At 37.5% G+C, this 21,045-nt stretch carries 13 protein-coding genes; 11 read left to right on the plus strand and 2 right to left on the minus strand.

What is annotated here, in order from left to right:
• Nucleotides 1–4 precede the first annotated feature (4 nt).
• Nucleotides 5–283, minus strand: coding sequence for an integration host factor subunit beta (gene ihfB, locus ACFIKD_RS00575; RefSeq protein ID WP_012754445.1), 279 nt, complete (start codon nt 281–283; stop codon nt 5–7).
• A 184-nt stretch (nt 284–467) separates the two neighbouring features.
• Between ihfB and lptC the strand changes: the two genes are divergently transcribed.
• The 6 genes from lptC to rlmN all read left to right on the plus strand — a co-directional run bounded on the left by lptC (nt 468) and on the right by rlmN (nt 7,459).
• Nucleotides 468–1,112: an LPS export ABC transporter periplasmic protein LptC gene (gene lptC, locus ACFIKD_RS00580; RefSeq protein WP_375646940.1), complete on the plus strand. Its 645-nt coding sequence runs from the start codon at nt 468–470 to the stop codon at nt 1,110–1,112.
• A 76-nt stretch (nt 1,113–1,188) separates the two neighbouring features.
• A complete protein-coding gene (locus ACFIKD_RS00585) occupies nt 1,189–1,785 on the plus strand; it encodes an LptA/OstA family protein (RefSeq protein WP_375635366.1) in 597 nt (198 codons plus the stop codon).
• A gap of 6 nt (nt 1,786–1,791) precedes the next feature.
• Complete coding sequence (gene lptB / locus ACFIKD_RS00590) at nt 1,792–2,586, plus strand: LPS export ABC transporter ATP-binding protein (protein WP_375635367.1); 795 nt, start codon at nt 1,792–1,794, stop codon at nt 2,584–2,586.
• 911 nt (nt 2,587–3,497) lie between these two features.
• Complete coding sequence (gene ptsN / locus ACFIKD_RS00595) at nt 3,498–3,962, plus strand: PTS IIA-like nitrogen regulatory protein PtsN (protein WP_012754449.1); 465 nt, start codon at nt 3,498–3,500, stop codon at nt 3,960–3,962.
• Nucleotides 3,963–5,686: 1,724 nt separating this feature from the next.
• Nucleotides 5,687–6,190 carry an invasion associated locus B family protein gene (locus ACFIKD_RS00600; RefSeq protein WP_026500150.1) on the plus strand — a complete coding sequence of 168 codons (504 nt, stop codon included), beginning with the start codon at nt 5,687–5,689 and terminating at the stop codon, nt 6,188–6,190.
• A gap of 42 nt (nt 6,191–6,232) precedes the next feature.
• A complete protein-coding gene (rlmN, locus tag ACFIKD_RS00605) occupies nt 6,233–7,459 on the plus strand; it encodes a 23S rRNA (adenine(2503)-C(2))-methyltransferase RlmN (RefSeq protein ID WP_375635471.1) in 1,227 nt (408 codons plus the stop codon).
• Nucleotides 7,460–7,956: 497 nt separating this feature from the next.
• Here the strand turns inward: rlmN and ACFIKD_RS00610 are convergent, their stop codons facing one another.
• Nucleotides 7,957–8,604, minus strand: a complete 648-nt coding sequence (locus tag ACFIKD_RS00610; RefSeq protein ID WP_375635368.1) for a LysE family translocator — start codon at nt 8,602–8,604, stop codon at nt 7,957–7,959.
• A 170-nt stretch (nt 8,605–8,774) separates the two neighbouring features.
• Here ACFIKD_RS00610 and ACFIKD_RS00615 point away from each other — a divergent pair, with 170 nt between their 5' ends.
• The 5 genes from ACFIKD_RS00615 (at nt 8,775) to addA (ending at nt 20,947) form a co-directional block, all read left to right on the plus strand.
• The gene (locus tag ACFIKD_RS00615; protein WP_375635369.1) at nt 8,775–10,022 is read left to right on the plus strand and encodes an argininosuccinate synthase; all 1,248 of its coding nucleotides are present in this window, start codon (nt 8,775–8,777) and stop codon (nt 10,020–10,022) included.
• Between the two features lie 364 nt (nt 10,023–10,386).
• On the plus strand, nt 10,387–12,048 hold the full coding sequence (locus tag ACFIKD_RS00620) for a lysine--tRNA ligase (protein WP_375646942.1): 1,662 nt from the start codon (nt 10,387–10,389) through the stop codon (nt 12,046–12,048).
• Nucleotides 12,048–13,622 (plus strand): peptide chain release factor 3, encoded by a 1,575-nt coding sequence (locus tag ACFIKD_RS00625; RefSeq protein WP_208438469.1) that lies wholly within the window; start codon nt 12,048–12,050, stop codon nt 13,620–13,622. Before ACFIKD_RS00620 ends, ACFIKD_RS00625 begins: the two co-directional genes overlap by 1 nt.
• Before the next feature lie 729 nt (nt 13,623–14,351).
• On the plus strand, nt 14,352–17,474 hold the full coding sequence (gene addB / locus ACFIKD_RS00630) for a double-strand break repair protein AddB (protein ID WP_375646943.1): 3,123 nt from the start codon (nt 14,352–14,354) through the stop codon (nt 17,472–17,474).
• The gene (addA, locus tag ACFIKD_RS00635) at nt 17,471–20,947 is read left to right on the plus strand and encodes a double-strand break repair helicase AddA (protein ID WP_375646944.1); all 3,477 of its coding nucleotides are present in this window, start codon (nt 17,471–17,473) and stop codon (nt 20,945–20,947) included. Before addB ends, addA begins: the two co-directional genes overlap by 4 nt.
• The last annotated feature ends 98 nt before the right edge of the window (nt 20,948–21,045 follow it).

Raw genomic sequence — 21,045 nt, forward strand, 5'->3', positions numbered from 1 at the left:
TTTCTCACTGATTAAGACGGTCGCGTAAATCCTTGCCAGTTTTAAAAAAAGGAATCCACTTTTCTTCAACAGAAACGGCTTCACCTGTTCGTGGATTACGTCCATTACGGGCTGAACGGCTTTTTACAGAAAAAGCTCCAAATCCACGAAGTTCAACGCGATTGCCATTTGCAAGTGCTGTTGAAATTTCCTCAAAAATAGCGTTTACAATATTCTCTACATCCCGTTGAAAAAGATGCGGGTTATGACGAGCGATAATTTGCACAAGCTCTGATTTTACCACAATAGCCTCACTTTCACACAAAAATTTTTTTGTAATTGTGCACTTCATGCATATTACAATATATAAACGGATAAAAGCAAAATAAAACCAAGAAAAAACAAATTGCAAGAAACAAAATTTGAAAATACCTTCTATAAAGGTTATACAGATTAAAAATGCGGAGTATTTAAGAGATTAGGAGAGTATGTCCGTACACAATAATTATGAAGCCTTTTCAACGCAATCATCTTTTGGAGATGTTTTTAAAAAAGCATCCCTTCATTCGCGTCGCATTAGCATATTAAAAATTTTTTTACCTCTCTTAGCGTTGATTTCAGCGCTGGTTTTTTGCTGGTTTACGTTTTTCTTGGTTCCCGTTACTTCTGATTCTATGCCTTTGAATAATGAAGAAAGTGGCGTGGTGAATTTGACAATGCTCAATCCAAAGTTAGAAGGGTATACGCGTGCTCATGAACCTTATTGGCTTAAAGCAGAAAAGGCATTTCAAGACCATACACACTCTGGAATGATTGGGTTGCAAAACATTACAGCTAAAGCATTTATGGGCCAACAAAAACAGGTTTTTCTCGCAGCACAAGGGGGGGGTTACGATAACATTAATGGTTTTTTACAGTTGGACAAGCCATTCACCATTACGACGAATGATGGGATGATGGCACAATTTATGTCAGCGAGTATTAACTTATCCGAGGGACAGTTAAAAACAGATCAGCGTGTTAATATTCAGCAAGCCGGTTTGCATCTTGCCGCAAATGCCTTACAAATTCGAGAAAAAGGAAAAAACATGTATTTCCATGGTGGTGTGCATTTAGTGCTTCAAAAGCAATGACGTAATATCAATACGAATCTTCAAAGGATATTTATAAAGAGAAGTATGTGTATATACAAACAGAAGAATTGAAATAATGAAATCGTACAAAAGATGGATAGGTGTGACCTTGGCTTTTAGCATGGGAATGTTAGGAGGAGCAGTTTTAGGATATGCCGAAGTGGCTCATTTTGGAATAAGTTTATCAAGCGACAAAGAACCGGTAGAACTTCATGCAGATTCTTTGGAAATACGTGATAAAGAAGGGATAGCGCTTTTTAAAGGTGATGTTTCAGTGGTGCAAGGTGAACGTCTTTTAAGAACGGCAAAATTAGTTGTTTACTACGATAAAGCATATAAAGAAATTGATAAAAACAAGGAAGATACAAAGGCATCATCTGTTTCTTTATTTGGTTCGTCGGGTATACAAAAAATGGAAGCTTTAGGAAAAGTTTATATAAAAATTGCTACGCAAATTGCTACGGGTGATAAAGGCGTTTTTGATGGAAAGTCAAAAATGATGAGTTTGACAGGGAGTCATGTTGTGTTAACTGACGGTGACAATGTGGCCACGGGGTGCAAACTAACGGCAAATATGGAAAGCGGAAAGGCTTTTTTAGAAGGTTGTGAGACGCCTAAGAAAAAAGGTCGTGTTTCTATTATTTTAAAACAAAATCAAAAGAATGGCCATTAAGATTTCATGTTTGGAATCAAAAGAAAAAAACAGACCGATAAATATAATCTTGAAAGTGAAGCTTCAAAAAATCCCTTAAAAGGGACCTTGATTGCCAGTAACTTGATTAAAGTTTATCGAGGAAGACGAACTGTTAATGGTGTTTCTTTTGGCATTCGTACGGGAGAAGCCGTTGGCATTTTAGGGCCCAATGGGGCAGGTAAAACAACTTGTTTTTATATGGTTACGGGGCTCATAAAATCTGATGGAGGATCCATTAAAATTGATGGATTTGATATTACGCATCTTCCGATGTATCGACGTGCGCGTTTAGGTATTGGATATCTTCCACAGGAGGCTTCTATTTTTCGTGGTCTTTCAGTAGAAAATAACATTAAAGCTGTTTTAGAGGTCGTTGAAAAAGATCGCCTTAAACAACGTGAAGAGTTAGATAGCCTTTTACATGAATTTAAAATTGATCATTTACGTAAAATGTCTGCACTTTCGTTATCTGGAGGTGAACGTCGGCGACTTGAAATTGCGCGCGCTTTAGCTTCTCGTCCCCATTTTATGTTACTTGATGAACCATTTGCAGGAATTGATCCTATCGCTATTTTCGATATTCAACAACTTATTCGTCATTTAACTAGGCGTGGCATTGGTGTTCTAATAACGGATCATAATGTGCGTGAGACATTAGGGCTTGTCGATCGCGCTTATATTATTCATACAGGGCGGGTGTTAGTTCACGGTTGTCCTAATGATATTATCAACAACGTTGATGTACGCAGAATTTATTTGGGAAATCAGTTTTCTCTTTGATTTTACAGCTTTCACGAGTTTCCATTTAAGTTTAACCAAACATTATTACTGAAAATCTCCTTATTTATGCCAAAACTTCTTTTATGACTATAACCTTAATATTGTTATTGAGTGGTGAAAAAGGCTTCATCATTAAAGGGTTAGTTTGTTGTTTTATAAGTTTAGCTTGCTCATGATTGTATCATAGAAAAGATATCACTAGATTAACTTGATAATGAGTGATAAACGAAGCTCTCAATAAATGCGTGCGTTATTGAAAGGTAAGAGATATTTATCATATTTTTCTCTGTCGAATCAAATAATATATCGATGATGCTGTTTTAGGTATTTTGATGGGAGCACCGGTTATATATTGCGGTTATTCAATAGGAGTTATCGTATTTTATTGTTTTATATGGCCTATTTGAAAATAGGAGCTCGGCTAAAGATATCAGGATAAATCTATAAACCTTTCAAAATAATCATTAAATCTCTAAAAACCTTTATATTCTTGTTATAAGGCGATGTTCAAGCTATACAGTAATTTTCAAAGTAAAGGTCCATTTTGCTCAGTATGCTTTTCATCTTAATTTAAGGGCTCATTTTTAAAGAAAGAAAAACTCTGATGGCGAATTATACATCAACTCTTATGACAAGTTTAATAAATTTATGAATAATGACCTTTTCTAGAGTCGTAAGGAAATTAACTTTATGAACAACTTCATTTCTTTGGTTTCTCATGCCGTTAATGATGATCCGAATACTATTTATTGTTGTGTTAGAAGTGATATGAGATGTATTGAGCCATCACCCATTATAAATTGAAAAGTAAAAACACATGCGATGTTGCGAAAAGTGAAAGAACATTAAGTATCTATACCGTTTATAGGTTTATTGATGAGCATTTTAGCGTGTAAGAGGAAAATTAAAGTATGAATTTGAGTGAGTTAATAGCACCGGAAGCGATCATTCCGGCTCTTAAGGCTAATTCGAAAAAACAGGTTCTGCAAATTTTAGCCGAAAAAGCTTCCAAGCTAACAGGTCTTAGTGAGCATGTGATTTTTGATGTTGTTTTACAACGCGAGAAGCTTGGTTCAACGGGTTTGGGTGGAGGTATTGCGATTCCTCATGGAAAATTACCTGATATTAATCGGATCATTGGTATATTTGCACGTCTTGAAAGTCCTGTTGATTTTGAAGCTCTTGATGACGAACCTATAGATCTCGTTTTTCTCCTTTTAGCACCTGAAAATGCTGGTGCAGATCACTTAAAAGCTTTATCACAGATCGCACGTGTTTTGCGCCACACTGATGTTGTGCAAAAATTGCGCAATACGCATAATGCTAATGCGCTTTATGCTTTACTGATTCAAACTTCAGAATCAAATGCAGCTTAGAAGATATTATGAGTGTATAAGTTGCAAGGTATACACCACGGAACGTAGAAAATAATATAATTTTTATCTTAAAAGACTGATAACAAAAGGTTATGTCATGCAATTTTGAGAAATCGTTTCTAAGCGAACCTTCTTTTTAAAGAGCAAGTAACAAAAACGAAGTACTTTTTTTCTTGCTCTTGTATATTAAAGCATCTAATCATTATGCTTCGTGGGTTCATTTATCCTGTTGTACTGTAAAAAGCCATCATTTGAGGTGTGGAGAGATAAGGCATGTAAGTCTTCTTAATACATTAAATGCTTTTAGAATGTGTGGTAAATATTCTTAAGCAGGACTTGTTTGTAGAGCTTTTGGTTAGGTAAATCACATAAGTGGGAAGACAAGAGGAGACCGCTCGACAAGAATCCAAACTTTTTCAGTCCAGATTGGATTAAGAATCTTTGTCCTTTGAAAGCGGGAAAGAAATCAACAGAAAAATTTATTTGTGCATCGAATTTTTTCGTAAATTGAGTTTGAGTGTTTAGGGATAATATTTTAATGCTCAAGAAGAAATAAGAGTGTATCCTCAGTATAGCAAGATATTGATTTATAAATATAATTCACTATTTTGCATGTTGTAAATGGAATTAGCGTGTGGATAAAAACTGTACAAGAAAGGGTAAAAATGCTTCCTATGAATCGTCTCAAGTATCGAGGGTTGTAGCAAAACATTGGGAGCTGGAAAATAGTGTTATGGTGCCGGTTTGCTTCTTCACAAGTGGGGAGGTCAACTATTTTATAGATATGATTTAGATGTCAGCTGTTTTATAGAGCCCATGCTAAAAAACAATTTTGTACGGTAAAAATGAAAGTTATAGCTTTAGGTTGGGTGAAACAGCTTTGTGCATGGGAAGATTTATTCAGATCCACTTTAATTGATTAAAATGTTGTTAAAAAACGATAAGGTTAAAATTGCTGTAGAAAAAGATTTTATATTTTTGTTGATAAATTACTTAGAAATAAGAGAAGGAAACTTTTCAAAAGAATTCTTAGGAAGTTTTTTATAACAGAAAGGAAAATGTCGTCTAACATATTAAAATAATATGATTAAGCTATTATAAGCTACTAAAATCATTTTAGAAATTAATAATTGGAGATAAAATATATAGGGAAATAAGATCAAAAGAAACAAAGTGGTATGTGATTATTGAGATAGAATCTGAATTCTTTATGTTTTATTATTAATATCTTGATAATATTTTATTATTTTTACAAGATATTTTGAAGATTGAGAAAAAGTGTTATCGGGACGATATTGAATACGAAGTATGAATGCACTATAATGGGTGAAAGATGGAGTATTTTGTGAACATAAATGTATTGAATGCATAAAGTCGAGAAGTGATATCCGTAAGGCGATTAAGCTTTTTTGCGGGGAGTATGGGGTATATTTTCATCTCGTTTTGAAGTTCTATAGCTTAAAGAAATCGTTTTTTATACAAAAACGAAATGAGTAGCATAAAATGAAGATGTTATTTTTTAATGTGGTTATTGAATAAGAAGTTTATGTTTTGGTAACGATTAAAAGGTCACAATGGAACGTGGAAATCTATTCTGGTTAGTGTGAAAATATTTCGCTTATTGAAGGAATTAAGACAATAACACATGGATATCGAGGAGTTTTTGTTGAATTTTTCCAATGAAGAGAATCTTGTTAGAGACTAAAGAAGTGAGCTAAATGAAGATGTTTGAAAAGACTGTTATTGCTGCATCTGTAATGGTTTTTGTTACAGCGGGCGTGGCATATGCACAAACGCCAAGCCGTTTAAATCAATTTGAAGCGTGGGGAGCCTATTCTTATAAATCGCCCAAAAATACGATTTGCTATGTGTTATCGGTACCTTTGAAGGCTCTTCCAACGACAGTTAATCATGGTGATAACTTTTTCTTGGTTACCAAGCGTTCTCATTCACCTATTTCGTTTGAACCGCAGTTTATGGCTGGTTATACCCTTCAAGAAGGGTCGAGAGTGACAGTGACCATTGGAGGTAAGGACTTTGATTTTTTCACGAAAGATTCCTCAGCTTGGTTGGCTTCATCAGAGCTAGAAAAGCAGCTTGTTTCTGCTATGCGTGCAGGAAGCAATATGACAGTGAAAGCGATATCAAAACGAGGAACGCATACCACTTATACTTATTCCTTAAAAGGGGTCACTGCTGCATTAAATGCAGCTCAAAAGTGCCATTAAGGTTTCGATAATTTCTAGAATAGTGATGTGAATTGGAAAGCAATGGCCATTTCCTATGACCTTAGACCAGTTGGTTCATGTTTTGCGCGAGAAACAGATAATGTGGTCGTGAAGGAGAGTTCTAAGCTCTCTTTAATTGGTTTGTCACAAGATGAGATGGTGCAAGCTTTAAAGACGGTTGGTGTACCAGAGCATCAAACGCGTATGCGTGTGCGTCAGCTTTGGCATTGGCTTTATGTGCGTGGTGTTTCAAATTTTGATGAGATGCTGAATATTTCTAAAGCAATGCAAGAAACACTTAAGTGTCATTTCTCCATTGCGCGCCCAGAAATTGTTGGAGAACAAATATCAAAAGATGGTACGCGTAAATGGCTCTTACGTTTTTCTGCACGTGGAGCTGGAAGGCCTGTTGAAATTGAAACGGTTTATATCCCTGAAGAAGGACGTGGTACTTTATGTCTTTCATCGCAAGTAGGGTGTACGTTAACTTGCTCTTTTTGCCATACGGGAACGCAGATGCTTGTTCGCAATCTGACTGCGGAAGAAATTTTGGCACAATTATTGGTTGCACGTGATTGTTTGGGTGATTTTCCTGATAAAAATACCCCTGATGGGGCAATAGTTCCCATTGAAGGTCGCAAAATTACCAATATTGTTATGATGGGGATGGGAGAACCTCTTTATAATTTTGAAGCTGTTAAAAAAGCTTTATTGATTGCTTCTGATGGCGACGGGCTTTCTTTATCAAAACGTCGGATTACGCTTTCAACCAGTGGGGTTGTTCCTGGAATTATCCGAACCGGAGAAGAAATTGGTGTTATGTTGGCGATTTCACTCCATGCAGTACACGATACATTAAGGGATATGCTTGTTCCCATTAATAAAAAATATCCGCTTGCTTTACTAATGGAGGCTTGCCGTAATTATCCTGGTCTTTCCAATGCGAAACGAATCACTTTTGAATATGTTATGCTGAAAGATATCAATGATAGTTTAGATGATGCTAAGCGATTGATTAAGTTATTGAAAGGGATTCCTGCTAAGATCAATTTAATCCCTTTTAATCCGTGGCCAGGGAGCAATTATCAGTGTTCTGATTGGGAGCAAATCGAGCGTTTTGCTGATGTCGTTAATCAAGCGGGCTATGCTTCTCCTATTCGGATACCGCGTGGACGCGATATTTTAGCGGCATGTGGACAACTTAAATCAGCTTCAGAGCGTTTACGGAAATCTGAACGTTTGCGACTTGAAAATGCCATTGGTCATTAGTTAATGCAACTTTCTGCGATATTAAAGCCTATGCTTTTTTTTCAGTAAATCAGCATATAATAGCATGTGTGAGACAGAGATTAAGATGGATAAGTGTTAGACGAACAGTTTCAGCTTTTATATGCTCAATGGGGAGAAATATTGTATATAGCAGTCTGTTTGCGTAATTTCTAAAATAAGGAGGAAACCTCATTTAGAGGCAATATGAAGTCTTAAGGGTCTTAACTAATTTCCATATTATTATCGTACATTTTAATTCTATTTTATGACTTTTAAAAGCATCTACGGTAATATCTTTTAAAAAGTGGAGATTGTGTATTGCCTCACTCTTTTGTTTATTACGTTCTTTAAAAAGATTTCGCTTCACACACGAAAACTCCCGATTCGCTTATAACGTACAAGGGAAAGATATTGTTTGATTCAAAATAAACAGGTTTGAAATGAGAGAATCCTACAATATTTTGGTTCTCATTTAAATTAAAAACGATAAATTACATTTATAAATCAATTTTTGTAACTATAAGGAGATGGAGGGCAAAGATAGTAAAAGTACCAGCAATAAGCCAGTCGAGAAAGCGAATATAAAGAGGTTTTTTCTTGAGAATTTTGGTAAGTTTATGCGCTGTAAAAACGATAGAAATTGTAATGGGAAAAGAAATAGGGATATAAGAGAGTCCTAAAAAGAGTAGCTTTTGTGTTGCCATAGGATCATCCGCATTGATAAATTGTGGTAAGAATGTCGCGTTAAAGAGTATAACTTTAGGATTTAAAAGATTGATTCCAATACCAGCAAGATAGTTACGTTTAGCGCTTTGAGATTTAGAAGATGTCTGTTCGAAGGAAAAAGTTGGATTTCTCCGTAACGCTTGAAAAGAAAACCATAAAAGATAAAAGGCGCCAGCAATTTTTAGAAGAATAAAAGTGTGTGGCGCAGCAAAAATAAGCGCTGATAAGCCAAGTGCTACAGCGGTAACCTGAATGGCAAACCCTGTTGCACTACCCAAGGCGCACATAATTCCAGCTTTTTTGCTTTGTGTAATGGTTCGTCCTACAGAAAGCATCATATCAGGTCCTGGAATAAGTGCTAAAATCAACGATGCTAAAGCAAATTGTACAACAATAGACCACTCCGGTAGAAATGACACGTAAATCTCCTTTTATTTTTAAGCAGTATTCATTATTTACACTCTAAAGCGTTTTTATTTACGTTTTTTGCGTCTTTTTAATGTTGCTTAAAGAGAATTTATTTTTATATTTGTTGCATTGTTTTGATTTCTAGGTAGAGATAAAAGAGCAGCTCATATAGAATTTTGAAATGAAGAAGTGGCAAAATATTAGAAAAGTTGTTTTGGCTTATTCAGGGGGATTGGATACGTCAATTATTCTCAAATGGTTGCAAAGTACGCTAGGCGTTGAAGTTGTAACTTTTACAGCGGATTTGGGGCAGGGGGAAGAGCTAGAATTTGCTCGTCGTAAAGCTGAAATGTTAGGTGTTAAAGAAATCTATATTGAAGATTTGCGCGAAGAATTTGTGCGTGATTTTGTTTTTCCGATGTTTCGAGCCAATACCGTTTATGAGGGAACTTATCTTTTAGGAACATCAATTGCACGCCCACTTATTTCAAAACGCCTTATTGAAATTGCTAAGGAAACAGGAGCAGATGCAATTGCTCATGGGGCAACGGGCAAAGGCAATGATCAGGTACGCTTTGAGCTTTCCGCTTATGCTCTTAACCCTGATATAAAGATTATTGCTCCATGGCGTGATTGGGATTTTAAGAGTCGGACAGATCTGTTTGAATTTGCTCGTATACATCAAATTCCTGTAGAAAAGGATAAGCAAGGCGAAGCACCTTTTTCAGTGGATGCAAATTTATTGCATTCTTCATCAGAAGGAAAGATTTTAGAAGATCCAGCACTTCCTGCTCCTGAATATGTCCATATGCGTACTCTTTCGGTGGAAGATGCTCCAGATCAAGCAACCAGAATCACTCTTGGCTTTAAAAAAGGTGATGCTGTTTCAATCAATGGAAAAAATTTATCTCCTGCAACTTTACTTGCAGAATTAAATCATTATGGGCGCGATAATGGTATTGGTCGGTTAGATTTGGTAGAAAATCGCTTTGTGGGTATGAAATCGCGGGGTATTTATGAAACACCAGGGGGGACCATTCTTTTAACGGCTCACAGAGCTATAGAATCTTTAACGCTAGATCGTGGTGCAGCTCATTTGAAAGATGAATTGATGCCACGTTATGCAGAACTCATTTATTATGGATTTTGGTTTTCGCCGGAACGTAAGATGCTGCAGGCAGCTATTGATTTATCTCAAGAACATGTTGAAGGTGAAGTCACGTTAAAACTCTATAAAGGAAACGTGATTGTTGAAGGGCGCCAAAGTAAAAAATCACTTTATTCGAGTGAGTTGGTAACTTTCGAGGATGATCAAGGTACTTATGATCAAAGAGATGCAACTGGTTTTATTAAATTAAATGCTTTACGTTTGCGTACATTAGCAATGCGTCATCAAGGTGACAAAAAAAGAAATAGAAAATTACAGTGACAAGTGTAAAGTAGGGGAAGTACTTTTGTATGGAATGCCTAACTTAAGCATTTTTATCTGTTGGTTTTTGCAGTCCTTTCATTCAATGTTAGAGGCTTCGCTTTTGTACTAAATCAGTATAATAAGCAAAATTCATGATAATAATAGCAATGAAGGCTTTGATAATCAAAACAAGTCAATTTTGCTTTATAATATTGAATGTTTTTGATTTTTATCAGAACAAAATATGTTTATAGCGAGGGCGATTTTTGTATTGTGACTTAAGAGTATAAAGAAATTTTCATCTTTTTGCTTGCTATTATTGACGAATAAATTCAAGAACCATACACCCTATTTTGAAAGAGTGTAATTTTTAGGACAAATAATGATGCGTGATCAGTGTGATACCCTTAACCTTGCGCCTGAATTAAAAGATGCGGCTTTTCAATCGAGAACTTGGCCATTTGAAGAAGCACGTAAGATTATCAAACGGTATGAAAAGACGGGTTATCCAGACAGTGTGATATTTGAAACAGGTTATGGACCTTCTGGTTTACCGCATATTGGTACTTTTGGGGAAGTTGCACGTACAACCATGGTGCGTCATGCATTTCATATTCTTACGGAGAATAAAGTAAAAACAAAATTGCTTTGTTTTTCTGATGATATGGATGGTTTGCGCAAGGTTCCTGAGAATGTGCCTGATCGCGAGAGGATGGAACATTATCTTGGTCAACCGTTGAGCCGTGTACCCGACCCTTTTGGAGATGACTATCCTTCTTTTGGGGCAGCAAATAATGCGCGGCTACGGGCTTTCCTTGATCGTTTTGGTTTTGATTATGAATTTGCAAGTGCTACGGATTATTACCATTCTGGTCGTTTTGATGAAACACTTTTGAAAATCCTTGCCTGTTATGACAAGGTTATGGCAATTATTTTACCAACATTGGGTGCAGAGCGGCAAGCGACCTATTCGCTCTTTTTACCAATTTCTCCCTTTTCTGGAAAAGTATTACAGGTACCGATGATTGCACGTAATGTTGAAAAAGGTACAGTTACTTATATTGAGCCAGAAACAGGAGAAACCATAGAAACAGAGGTTACGGGGGGCAAGGTTAAGTGTCAGTGGAAGGTGGATTGGGCAATGCGTTGGACAGCACTTGGCATTGATTATGAAATGGCAGGAAAAGACCTTATCGATTCCACAAATCTTTCTTCTAAAATTTGTAAAGTATTAGGTGGGAAGTCCCCAGAAGGATTCAACTATGAGCTCTTTTTAGATGAGAAAGGGCAGAAAATTTCCAAATCCAAGGGAAATGGCTTAACCATTGATGAATGGCTTACTTATGCCCCAACAGAGAGTTTAGGGCTTTATATGTTTTCAAAGCCTAAAACAGCAAAAAGGCTTTATTTTGATGTCATTCCTAAAGCGGTTGATGAATATTATGCGCATCTTTCAGCCTATGGTCGCCAAGAATGGAAAGAGCGGCTGAATAATCCTGTATGGCATATTCATAATGGTTGCCCTCCGCAAGTTGATTTGCCTGTTTCCTTTGCGATGCTCCTAAATTTGGTAAGTGCTTCAAATGCGGAGAATGCAGAAGTTCTTTGGGGTTTTATTTCTCGTTACGCTAAAGGAGCAAATGCACAAACTTATCCAGAACTTGATCAATTGGTGAAGTTTGCCATTAAATATTTTGATGTTTTTGTTAAACCAAACAAAAAATTCCGGCTCCCTGATGATAGCGAACGAGCAACCTTAGCACAAATTGATGAAAAATTAGCTAATTTACCTGAAACTGTTGATGGCAACATGCTACAAAATATGCTTCTTGATGTTGCACGGTTAACGGAACGCTATCAAGATCATAGCAAAAAAAGCCCTGAAGGTGGGCCTGGTGTTTCCAATGTTTTTTTTCAAATGTTGTATGAAGTCCTTCTGGGACAAGAGCGAGGTCCACGATGGGGATCATTTATAGCGCTTTATGGGATTAATGAAATGCGTGCACTGATTGCTGAAGCGCTTGCACGTCCTGTGGAGGAATAATGGAAAAGAGAGTGCAGGAAGTAAAGCGACGCCGTACATTTGCAATTATTGCTCACCCAGATGCTGGGAAAACAACATTGACAGAAAAGCTTTTATTGTTTGGTGGTGCTATTCAACTTGCAGGAGAAGTAAAAGCCAAAAAAGATCGTATTCAAACCCGTTCTGATTGGATGAATATTGAGCGTGATCGTGGTATTTCCGTTGTAACTTCGGTGATGACGTTTGAATATGAAAATCATATTTTTAATCTCCTAGATACTCCAGGACATGAGGACTTTGCGGACGATACCTATCGCACACTCACAGCTGTTGATAGTGCTGTCATGGTTTTGGATGCGGCACGGGGAATTGAGCCTAGAACATTAAAATTGTTTGAAGTGTGTCGGATGCGGGATATTCCTATTGTTACGTTTATCAATAAAATGGATCGTGAGGCACGTGATCCTATAGAGCTTTTAGATGAAATTGAAGAAAAGCTTGCTCTTGATACTGCACCTATAACATGGCCAATTGGTACGGGTAAAGATTTTGTTGGTACCTATGACCTTTATCATAATCGTTTTCGTCAAAAAGATGATGAGATAACACAGCAGATAGTTTCAAATCCCAGAGAGGTTGTCCATTTACTTCCTGAATATCAACATTCAACTTTTATTGAAGGGGTAGAACTCGCTCAAAGTGTTTGCAAGAATTTTGATCTTCAAGCTTTCCGTGAAGGTCATATGACTCCGGTTTATTTTGGTTCAGCTTTGCGAAATTTTGGTGTTCGTGATTTGATCAATGCGCTTATTGATTTTGGTCAAAGTCCTCGTGACCAAAGTGCAGATCAGCGCAATGTCATAGCCATGGAACCTAAAATGACGGGATTTGTTTTTAAAATTCAAGCAAATATGGATCCTAATCATCGTGATCGTATTGCATTTTTTCGGGTATGTTCGGGAACACTTGAACGTGGTATGAAGACAAAGTTGGTTCGAACAGGAAAACCAATGACACTTTCGGCTCCACAATTTTTCTTTGCGCGTTCACGCCAAATTGCTGATCAAGCCTATGCCGGTGATATCGTAGGGATTCCTAATCATGGAACATTGCGTATTGGCGATACTTTGACTGAAGGAGAAGATATCCTCTTTAAGGGAGTACCAAATTTTGCACCAGAGATTTTGCGTCGTGTTTGTTTGGGCGATCCAATGAAAGCAAAAAAGCTCAAAGAAGCTTTGCAACAAATGGCTGAAGAAGGGGTTGTACAATTGTTTATTCCTGATGATGGGTCGCCTTCTCTCATTGGTGTTATTGGTGCTTTGCAAATTGATGTTTTAAAAGAACGATTAAAAATAGAATATTCTTTGCCAGTGAATTTTGAGTCTGCGCGTTTTAATTTATGTCGTTGGATTTCAGCGCAGAGCAAAGATGAGTTGCAAAAGTTTCTCAGCAATCACCGCTCTGCTATTGCGTATGATTTAGAAGGTGATCCAGTCTTTTTAGCGGAGAATCATTTTTCATTGAATTATGAGGCAGAAAGAGCTCCTAAAATAAAATTTTCTGCTTTTAAAGATTACCAAGTACGCTCTTAAAATAAAGAAAAATATTTTCTACAATAATTTGATTTATAATGATAATTTATCATTTTTTATATTGGGTTAAAAATCTGAATATTATAAGTTTCTTATATTGAAACAATCAAAATCGTTTGTTTGCATGTCATAAGTAGGATTGATGTGTGCGTAAAACACTGGAAGCAAGAAATACAAAGCCTCTTGTAAATCTTCTCCATAGCCAAGAGCTTTCAAAATATTGGGTGAGGGTAAAAAAGTGATGATGGTGGTTTGTAGCGTTATGATGTAACGATGGTGGTGTGTGGTGTATCTTATCCCATTCACGGAAGTTTAAGTTATACTATTCATTTATATTATTTACGGGACGACATTACGAGGTAAGCTCAAGTACAATGAAAGATGTCTCTTTAAAAACAAACATATAAAATTGCAACATAATGATATTTTTGGGCATTCTATTTTGCATAAGGGATGTAATCCTAGCAAAATAGAGGCTTGCACGATAAACTTTTGCAAAACTCTCTCCATCAAAGTAATCTATTTTCGCTGTGAAGGGTGGAAATATTATTTTTTTCCCAAGCTTTTTATGGGAAAATATTATTTATGAAACTGATTTTTTAAATCTAAAATAAAAAATCTGCTGCATAAATATAGCTTTTCAGTTTTTCCTTGTATAAATATTGTATACAGTCAAAATAATACAAATAATCAATAAGCTGAAATTTGTTATCCCAAAGATGAGATCATATGACCTATAAACCGCGTGTCTTTTCTATTTCTCCGGGAACTGCTTTTTTGCCTCACTTTGTTGATGCACTACTCTCTGGTAGCCTTATTGATAATTTCGCTTCCAGTGGAGATATTCAAACTGCCCTTGCCGATAGCCTTATTTATGTTCCGACACGTCGTGCTGCTCGCGCTTTGCGTTTAGCCTTTGTTGAAAGAAGTGATACACAATCAACATTCTTGCCAACCATTCGTGCTCTAGGAGATGTAGATGAAGACAGTTTCCTTTTTGTTGAAAATCATACCAGCACTCTCGATCCGCCTATTGGAGAAAGCGAACGTCTTTTACTTTTAGCACGCCTTATTCGTCCATGGCGTGAAAATTTACCTGCGCATCTGCGTGCCATGTTTGGCACAGAAGATGTGCTTATTCCGGCTCATAGTGCTGATGCGATTTGGCTTGCGCAAGATTTAGCACACTTGATGGACGAAATTGAAACAGAAGGAGCAGACTGGTCAAAACTTAAAAATATTGCACCTGATATGGTCGCTGAATGGTGGCAAATAACGCTCGATTTCTTGACTATTGTTACGCAAAATTGGCCAAAAATCTTGACAGAAAGACAACGAAGTAATCCCGCTGAATGGCGTAATCAAGCACTCACAATGCACGCAGAGACTTTACGACGTATGCCGCCTGATAAACCGGTCATTGCAGCTGGTGTGTCAGGTTCTATGCCCGCAGTTTCTCATCTTTTAAAGGTTATAGCTTCTCTGCCAAAAGGGGCTGTTGTTCTTCCTGGCCTTGATCTTCATATGGATGAAGAACAATGGAATGCACTATGCACAAGCCATAAAGAAAAAACAGCTTGTGATTTTTTTGATCCTGCAGAAAATGTTTTTAGCCATCCTCAATATCATTTAAAAAAACTTCTAACTCTCATGGAGTGTCAACGTCATCATGTTTGCGAAATTGGCCAACAAAGTATAACAAAGAAAAGACGAATGGCTCTTTTATCAGAAGCACTCCGACCAGCTTCTACAACAGATAAATGGATACAAATTGTCCGTGATGATTATGAAAATCTTTGTGCAGATTGGTCATTTATTGAAGCTATAAATGAACGTGAAGAAGCTCTCGCTATAGCTGTTACCTTACGCAAAGCTATTGAAGAACCCCAAAAAACTGCGGCCCTTATTACAAATGACCGTAATTTAGCACGCCGTGTTGCTGTGGAATTACAGAGATTTGGAATTGAAGCAAATGATTCAAGCGGAATACCACTTGCACAAACATTGCCTGTAACTCTCTTACGGCTTATTTTAGAAAATGTGTTGCAACCCGATGATCCCATTGCTTTTCTTTCTCTTCTTAAACATCCTCTGACAACACTCCAACAAAACCGTCATCGTTTACGCGAAATGGCAGAAAATTTTGAACTTTTTATTCTTCGAGGGAATACAGGGCGCATCAATCTTTGCGAATGTGATCAATTTCTTGAAAAATGGATTGAAACGCACTTTCATAATAGTTCTGAAATCAACGCTCTTGATCAGCAGAAATGTGAAGAAGCACGTTTCCTTTGTCATCTTTTGAGGAAAGCTGTTGAACCTTTAACATCTCTTATGAAAAAAGAGAAAGAATGCACCATCAACGAAGCTGCGATAGCAACTGTTGAGGTTTTTGAAAATTTTGGTCGCAATGAGGATAATTCTCTTGCACATCTTTATCAACACGAAGCAGGACAAGCCTTATCAAATTTTTTGCGTGAATTGGTCAGTGATCAATCGGGATTAACATTTCATCTTTGCGAATGGCCCGCTATGTTTTCTGCCATAATAGCAACCCGTTCCGTCACACCTTCGCCTGGAGGACATCCACGTTTATTCATCTGGGGTACCTTGGAATCACGTTTGCAAACAGTTGATACAGTGGTCATCGGCGGTCTTAATGAAGGGTCATGGCCGATATCAACCCGAAATGATGCTTTTTTATCGCGACCGATGAAAATGATGTTAACTCTGGAGCCACCAGAGCAGCGTATTGGTCTTTCCGCGCATGATTTTCAATGGGCTATGGGAATGAATAAAGTCGTGATGAGCCGAGCACTACGAGTTGATCATGTTCCTTCTCTCCCTTCACGCTGGCTACAACGCTTAGAAACTGTCGTAGGACAACAAGTTTGGAAACAAATCCGTGCACGAGGTGAAAAGATACGCCATTGGGCAAAGATGCTTGACAATACGGACATGTCTGCTTGTGCAACACGCCCTTGCCCTGTACCACCCATTGCAGTGCGTCCACGTCATTTTTCCATCACCGAAATAACAACGTTACGCCATGACCCTTATGCCATTTACGCTAAAAAAATTTTGCGACTCAAACCACTTAAAGCACTCGTCTATGACCCTTGTGCTGCTGAACGTGGAATGCTTTATCACGCTATTCTTGCTGCTTTTTGCACAAAAGTAAAAAATCTAAAGGTTGACAATGCATTAAATGTACTCCTCACTCTTGGACGTAAAGAATTTGATAAGTTTAATTTACCTGCTGATGTTGAAACAATCTGGTGGAATACATTTGAAAATCTTGCTCCCTTTATTCTGCAATGGGAACAAAGTCTAGAACCCCGAATACGACATTCGGAAGTGGAATCGCAAAAAATACCCATAGGTACAACAGGTGTAATTCTTTCAGGACGTGCTGATCGTATTGATATATTGCCAAACAAAACGGTTGAAATACTTGATTTTAAAACGAGTACACCCCCTTCATCAAAACAAGTTCGTGATTTATTATTTCCACAATTAGCATTGGAAACCGCTCTATTAATGAGAGGAGCTTTTACAGATTTTCAAGATTTTACTCCCTCAAATTTATTTTATATCCCTCTTAATGGAAAAGGTAAGATTACTCCTCAATCAATTCTTTCAGAAAAAGCGGAAAAAGATCACCAAAATGTTATTAATCTTGGTGAAAGGGTGTGGGAACATCTTATCGCATTAATGGAGTATTATCAAAATCCACAACAAGGCTATCTTTCACACGCAGTCCCTATGTTAAAACAATATGAAAGTGACTATGATCATCTGGCACGTTTATGGGAATGGTCAAATGGATTTCATAAAGGAGATCAATCATGACTCTTTTTTCTATTCCTGAAGCAGCCATTGATGCACAAGCAACAGCAACACATCCAAAAACACATGTATGGGTTTCTGCAAATGCAGGATCTGGAAAAACCCATGTTCTAACCGAACGCGTTATTCGTTTGCTTTTAAACGGTACTCCTCCAGCACGTATTTTATGCCTTACTTACACGAGAGCCGCCGCCGCTGTTATGCAATCGCGGATTTTTCGCACACTCTCCAGCTGGAATGAACTCGATGATGCGCAGCTTAAAGAAATCTTATCGAAGCTTGAAAACAAACCTATCAGTGCAACAAAAATAACCTATGCGCGCCAACTCTTTGCTCGTGCTTTAGAAACACCTGGTGGTTTGAAAATACAGACTATTCACGCATTTTGCGAATCTCTCTTGCATCAATTTATGCTAGAAGCCAATATTGCTGGACATTTCGAACTCATAGATGATGTCAACCGCAAGAAATTACTACAAGAAGCCCGCTGCCAACTTTTAAAGCATCATGATGTACAACCCGCTCTAAAACAGCTGCTTAAGGTTATCAGTGAACATACTTTTAACCAATTGCTGTATGAAGCAGCTGAAAAGCAACATAAACTGTCTGATTTTTTGTCTTCTCTTCTGTCTGAAAATGGAGAAGAAAAATTGCGGGCGCTGTTTAATTTAGCACCTGATGATACAAATCAGCAATTACTAGAAAAAATTCAACAGACTGCTCGTCTTCCTCTTTATGCTTTTACCCATTGCCAAACCCATGGGAATAAAAACACCAAGAGTATCATTGAAAAACTTCCCCAATTAGAAACCGCTTGTGATGAAGAAACTATCATTGATATTGTTTCAAATATTTATTTTACAACAGAAGGTAAACCTCGTAATTTTGCACTTATATCGTCTAAAAAATCAGATGAAATTTGGCCTTTTATTCAACAATTGATTAAAGATAAACAAAGCAAGCTTTCTGTTCTTTTAGAGAAATATCAGTGCGTAAAAGTCTGTGCACTCAATATGGCGGCTTTTCAGCTTTGTGCCCTTTATCTCAAAATTTATGCAAATTTAAAAAAAGCCAATGGTTTTTTAAACTTTGATGATCTCATTGAGCGCACACTCCATTTGTTGCAACGTGAAGGTGCAAGCCAATGGGTGCACTATAAACTTGATAAGGGTCTTGATCATATTTTGCTTGATGAAGCACAAGATACGAACCCTGATCAATGGAAAATTATTCAACTTTTAGCGCAAGAATTTTTTACAGGTCATAGTCAACGTGACAATATACGTACTCTTTTTGCTGTTGGAGATGAAAAACAGTCTATTTATTCCTTTCAGGGCGCTGCACCAGAAAATTTTGCTGCAAATGGCAAAATTATTCAAAAAAAAGCACAACAAGCAAAGCAGAAATTTGAAAAAATACAATTGAATTACTCGTTTCGCTCCACAGCCGATGTTCTTAAAAGTGTGGATCTTGTCTTTGAAACACCAGAGAATTATAAAGGGCTTTCAGCAGAAAATACAAAAACCATACACGAAGCTATCCGTACTCACAGTCCAGGTGAAGTTATTTTATGGGATGCCATTTCTAAAGAAAAAGACGAATTTCCTGATGATTGGCATGTAACTGTTGATCATTTAGATACACCAGCAATACGTTTGGCAGAAAAAGTTGCTGAAACTATTGCAGGCTGGTTACACAAAGGAGAAATGCTTCCAGCAAAAGGGCGGTTATTGCGTGCTAGTGATATTATGGTTTTGGTTCGTAAGCGTGATCAATTTGCCCTAGCGCTTTCTCGTGCCCTTAAACAACGCAATATACCTGTCGCTGGTGCAGATCGTTTACAGCTTATAAAACATATGAGTGTGCGTGATTTAATGGCACTCGGACGTTTTGTTTTGCAACCACAAGACGATTTGTCTCTTGCTTGTGTTTTAAAAAGTCCACTCTTTGCGCTTAGCGAAGAGGAACTTTATCAACTTGCCGCTCACCGTACAGGCTCTCTTTGGAAAAGCCTTTGTGAACAGGCATCGTCGCATATTCCTTTTAAAGATACTTTTGAAAGCTTGAGTCAGTATCGTACTTTAGTGGATAAAATACCAGTCTTCGAATTCTATAGTCATATCTTAAATAATGATAAGGGACGACAAAAAATTTTAGCGCGCTTAGGCTTGGAAGCCAATGATGTGCTTGATGCTTTTATGGACTACACACTCGCGATTCAAAAAACGGGGTTACCAGGGTTACAAGCTTTTTTGGAAACATTAAGTGTCAGTGAACCAGAAATTAAACGTGAGTTTGACCAAAACCATGAAGAAATTCGCATCATGACTGTTCATGCTGCAAAAGGACTGGAAGCTGCCGTTGTATTTCTGGTTGATCCTGGTAGTGCAATCTGGCATCCCCAGCATTCACCTCACTTGCTTGAAGTTCCCTTGAACAATGCACATTTGAGTGACCAACAAGCTTTTATCTGGCGCCCTAATGCAGAATTTGATACAATGCCCTCTAAACAAGCAATTTTGCGTTTAAAAGAGCGTGCAGAAGAAGAATATAGGCGCCTTCTTTATGTAGGAATGACGCGTGCTGAAGATCGATTGTTTGTTTGCGGGTATAGCGGTGAACGCAATAATCCTCATACGTGGCTACAATTGGTAAAGAAAGCTCTCGAACCGCATGCGGTAGCTATAAAAGGTCCTGCGGAAGATATTGCAGCTTGGCGTTATTGTATTACACCTCCTTCTTCTGCTTCTATAAACCCAAAAGTCCCTTGCGCTGAATGCCAAACCTTACCACCTTTGCCTGCTTTTTTCTCCCATAAAGTACCAGAAGAGCCAGTGCTACCAAAACCGTTAAAACCGTCAGTGGCGAGCCTTTCCATTGAAGCGGATACAGAGCTGTCCTCAAGTCCAAAACAGCTTACCACCTCTCCTGTTTTAGGAGCAACAAATACTAACAGAGCTTTTTCCATTGAATATGGTAATATCGTTCACCGATTGTTACAATATTTACCCGATTATCCCCCACAAAAACGTCGAGATTATGCTCGAAACTATCTCAATATCAAAGCCTCTCATTGGCATGAGAGCCAAAGAGAAGATGCTCTTCGCCATATTTGGAAAATATTAGATCACGTTTACCTCAAGCCCCTTTTCTCTGAGCATTCACGTGCTGAGGTTTCCTTAATGGGTATTGTAAAAATTCGTGGAAAAGAACAAGCAATTTCTGGTCAAATTGACCGTCTCTACATCACGCAAAACAGCATTATCTTTGCTGATTTTAAAACAGGAACCCCGCCAGAAAATGAAGCTGCTATTGCTTCCCATCACTGGTTGCAAATGGCTCTTTACCGAAAATTATTACAAGCTATTCATCCTGATAAAGATATCCAAGCTCTGCTTATCTACAGTAAAGAAGCCAAAATTTTTAAGCTTTCTCCAGAAAAACTCGAGGCATTTCTTGGTGAAGTTGCCTTATAAGTTATTCCTTTCCTTCAAAGTATCCTTACGTTTTTTTACTTTCATAAAATCGCCCAAACAAACACAATGTACAATCTCTGGTGTAAAAAAGTCCTTTA

This window comes from Bartonella sp. CR84HXZ (assembly GCF_042194535.1).
Lineage (GTDB): Bacteria > Pseudomonadota > Alphaproteobacteria > Rhizobiales > Rhizobiaceae > Bartonella > Bartonella grahamii.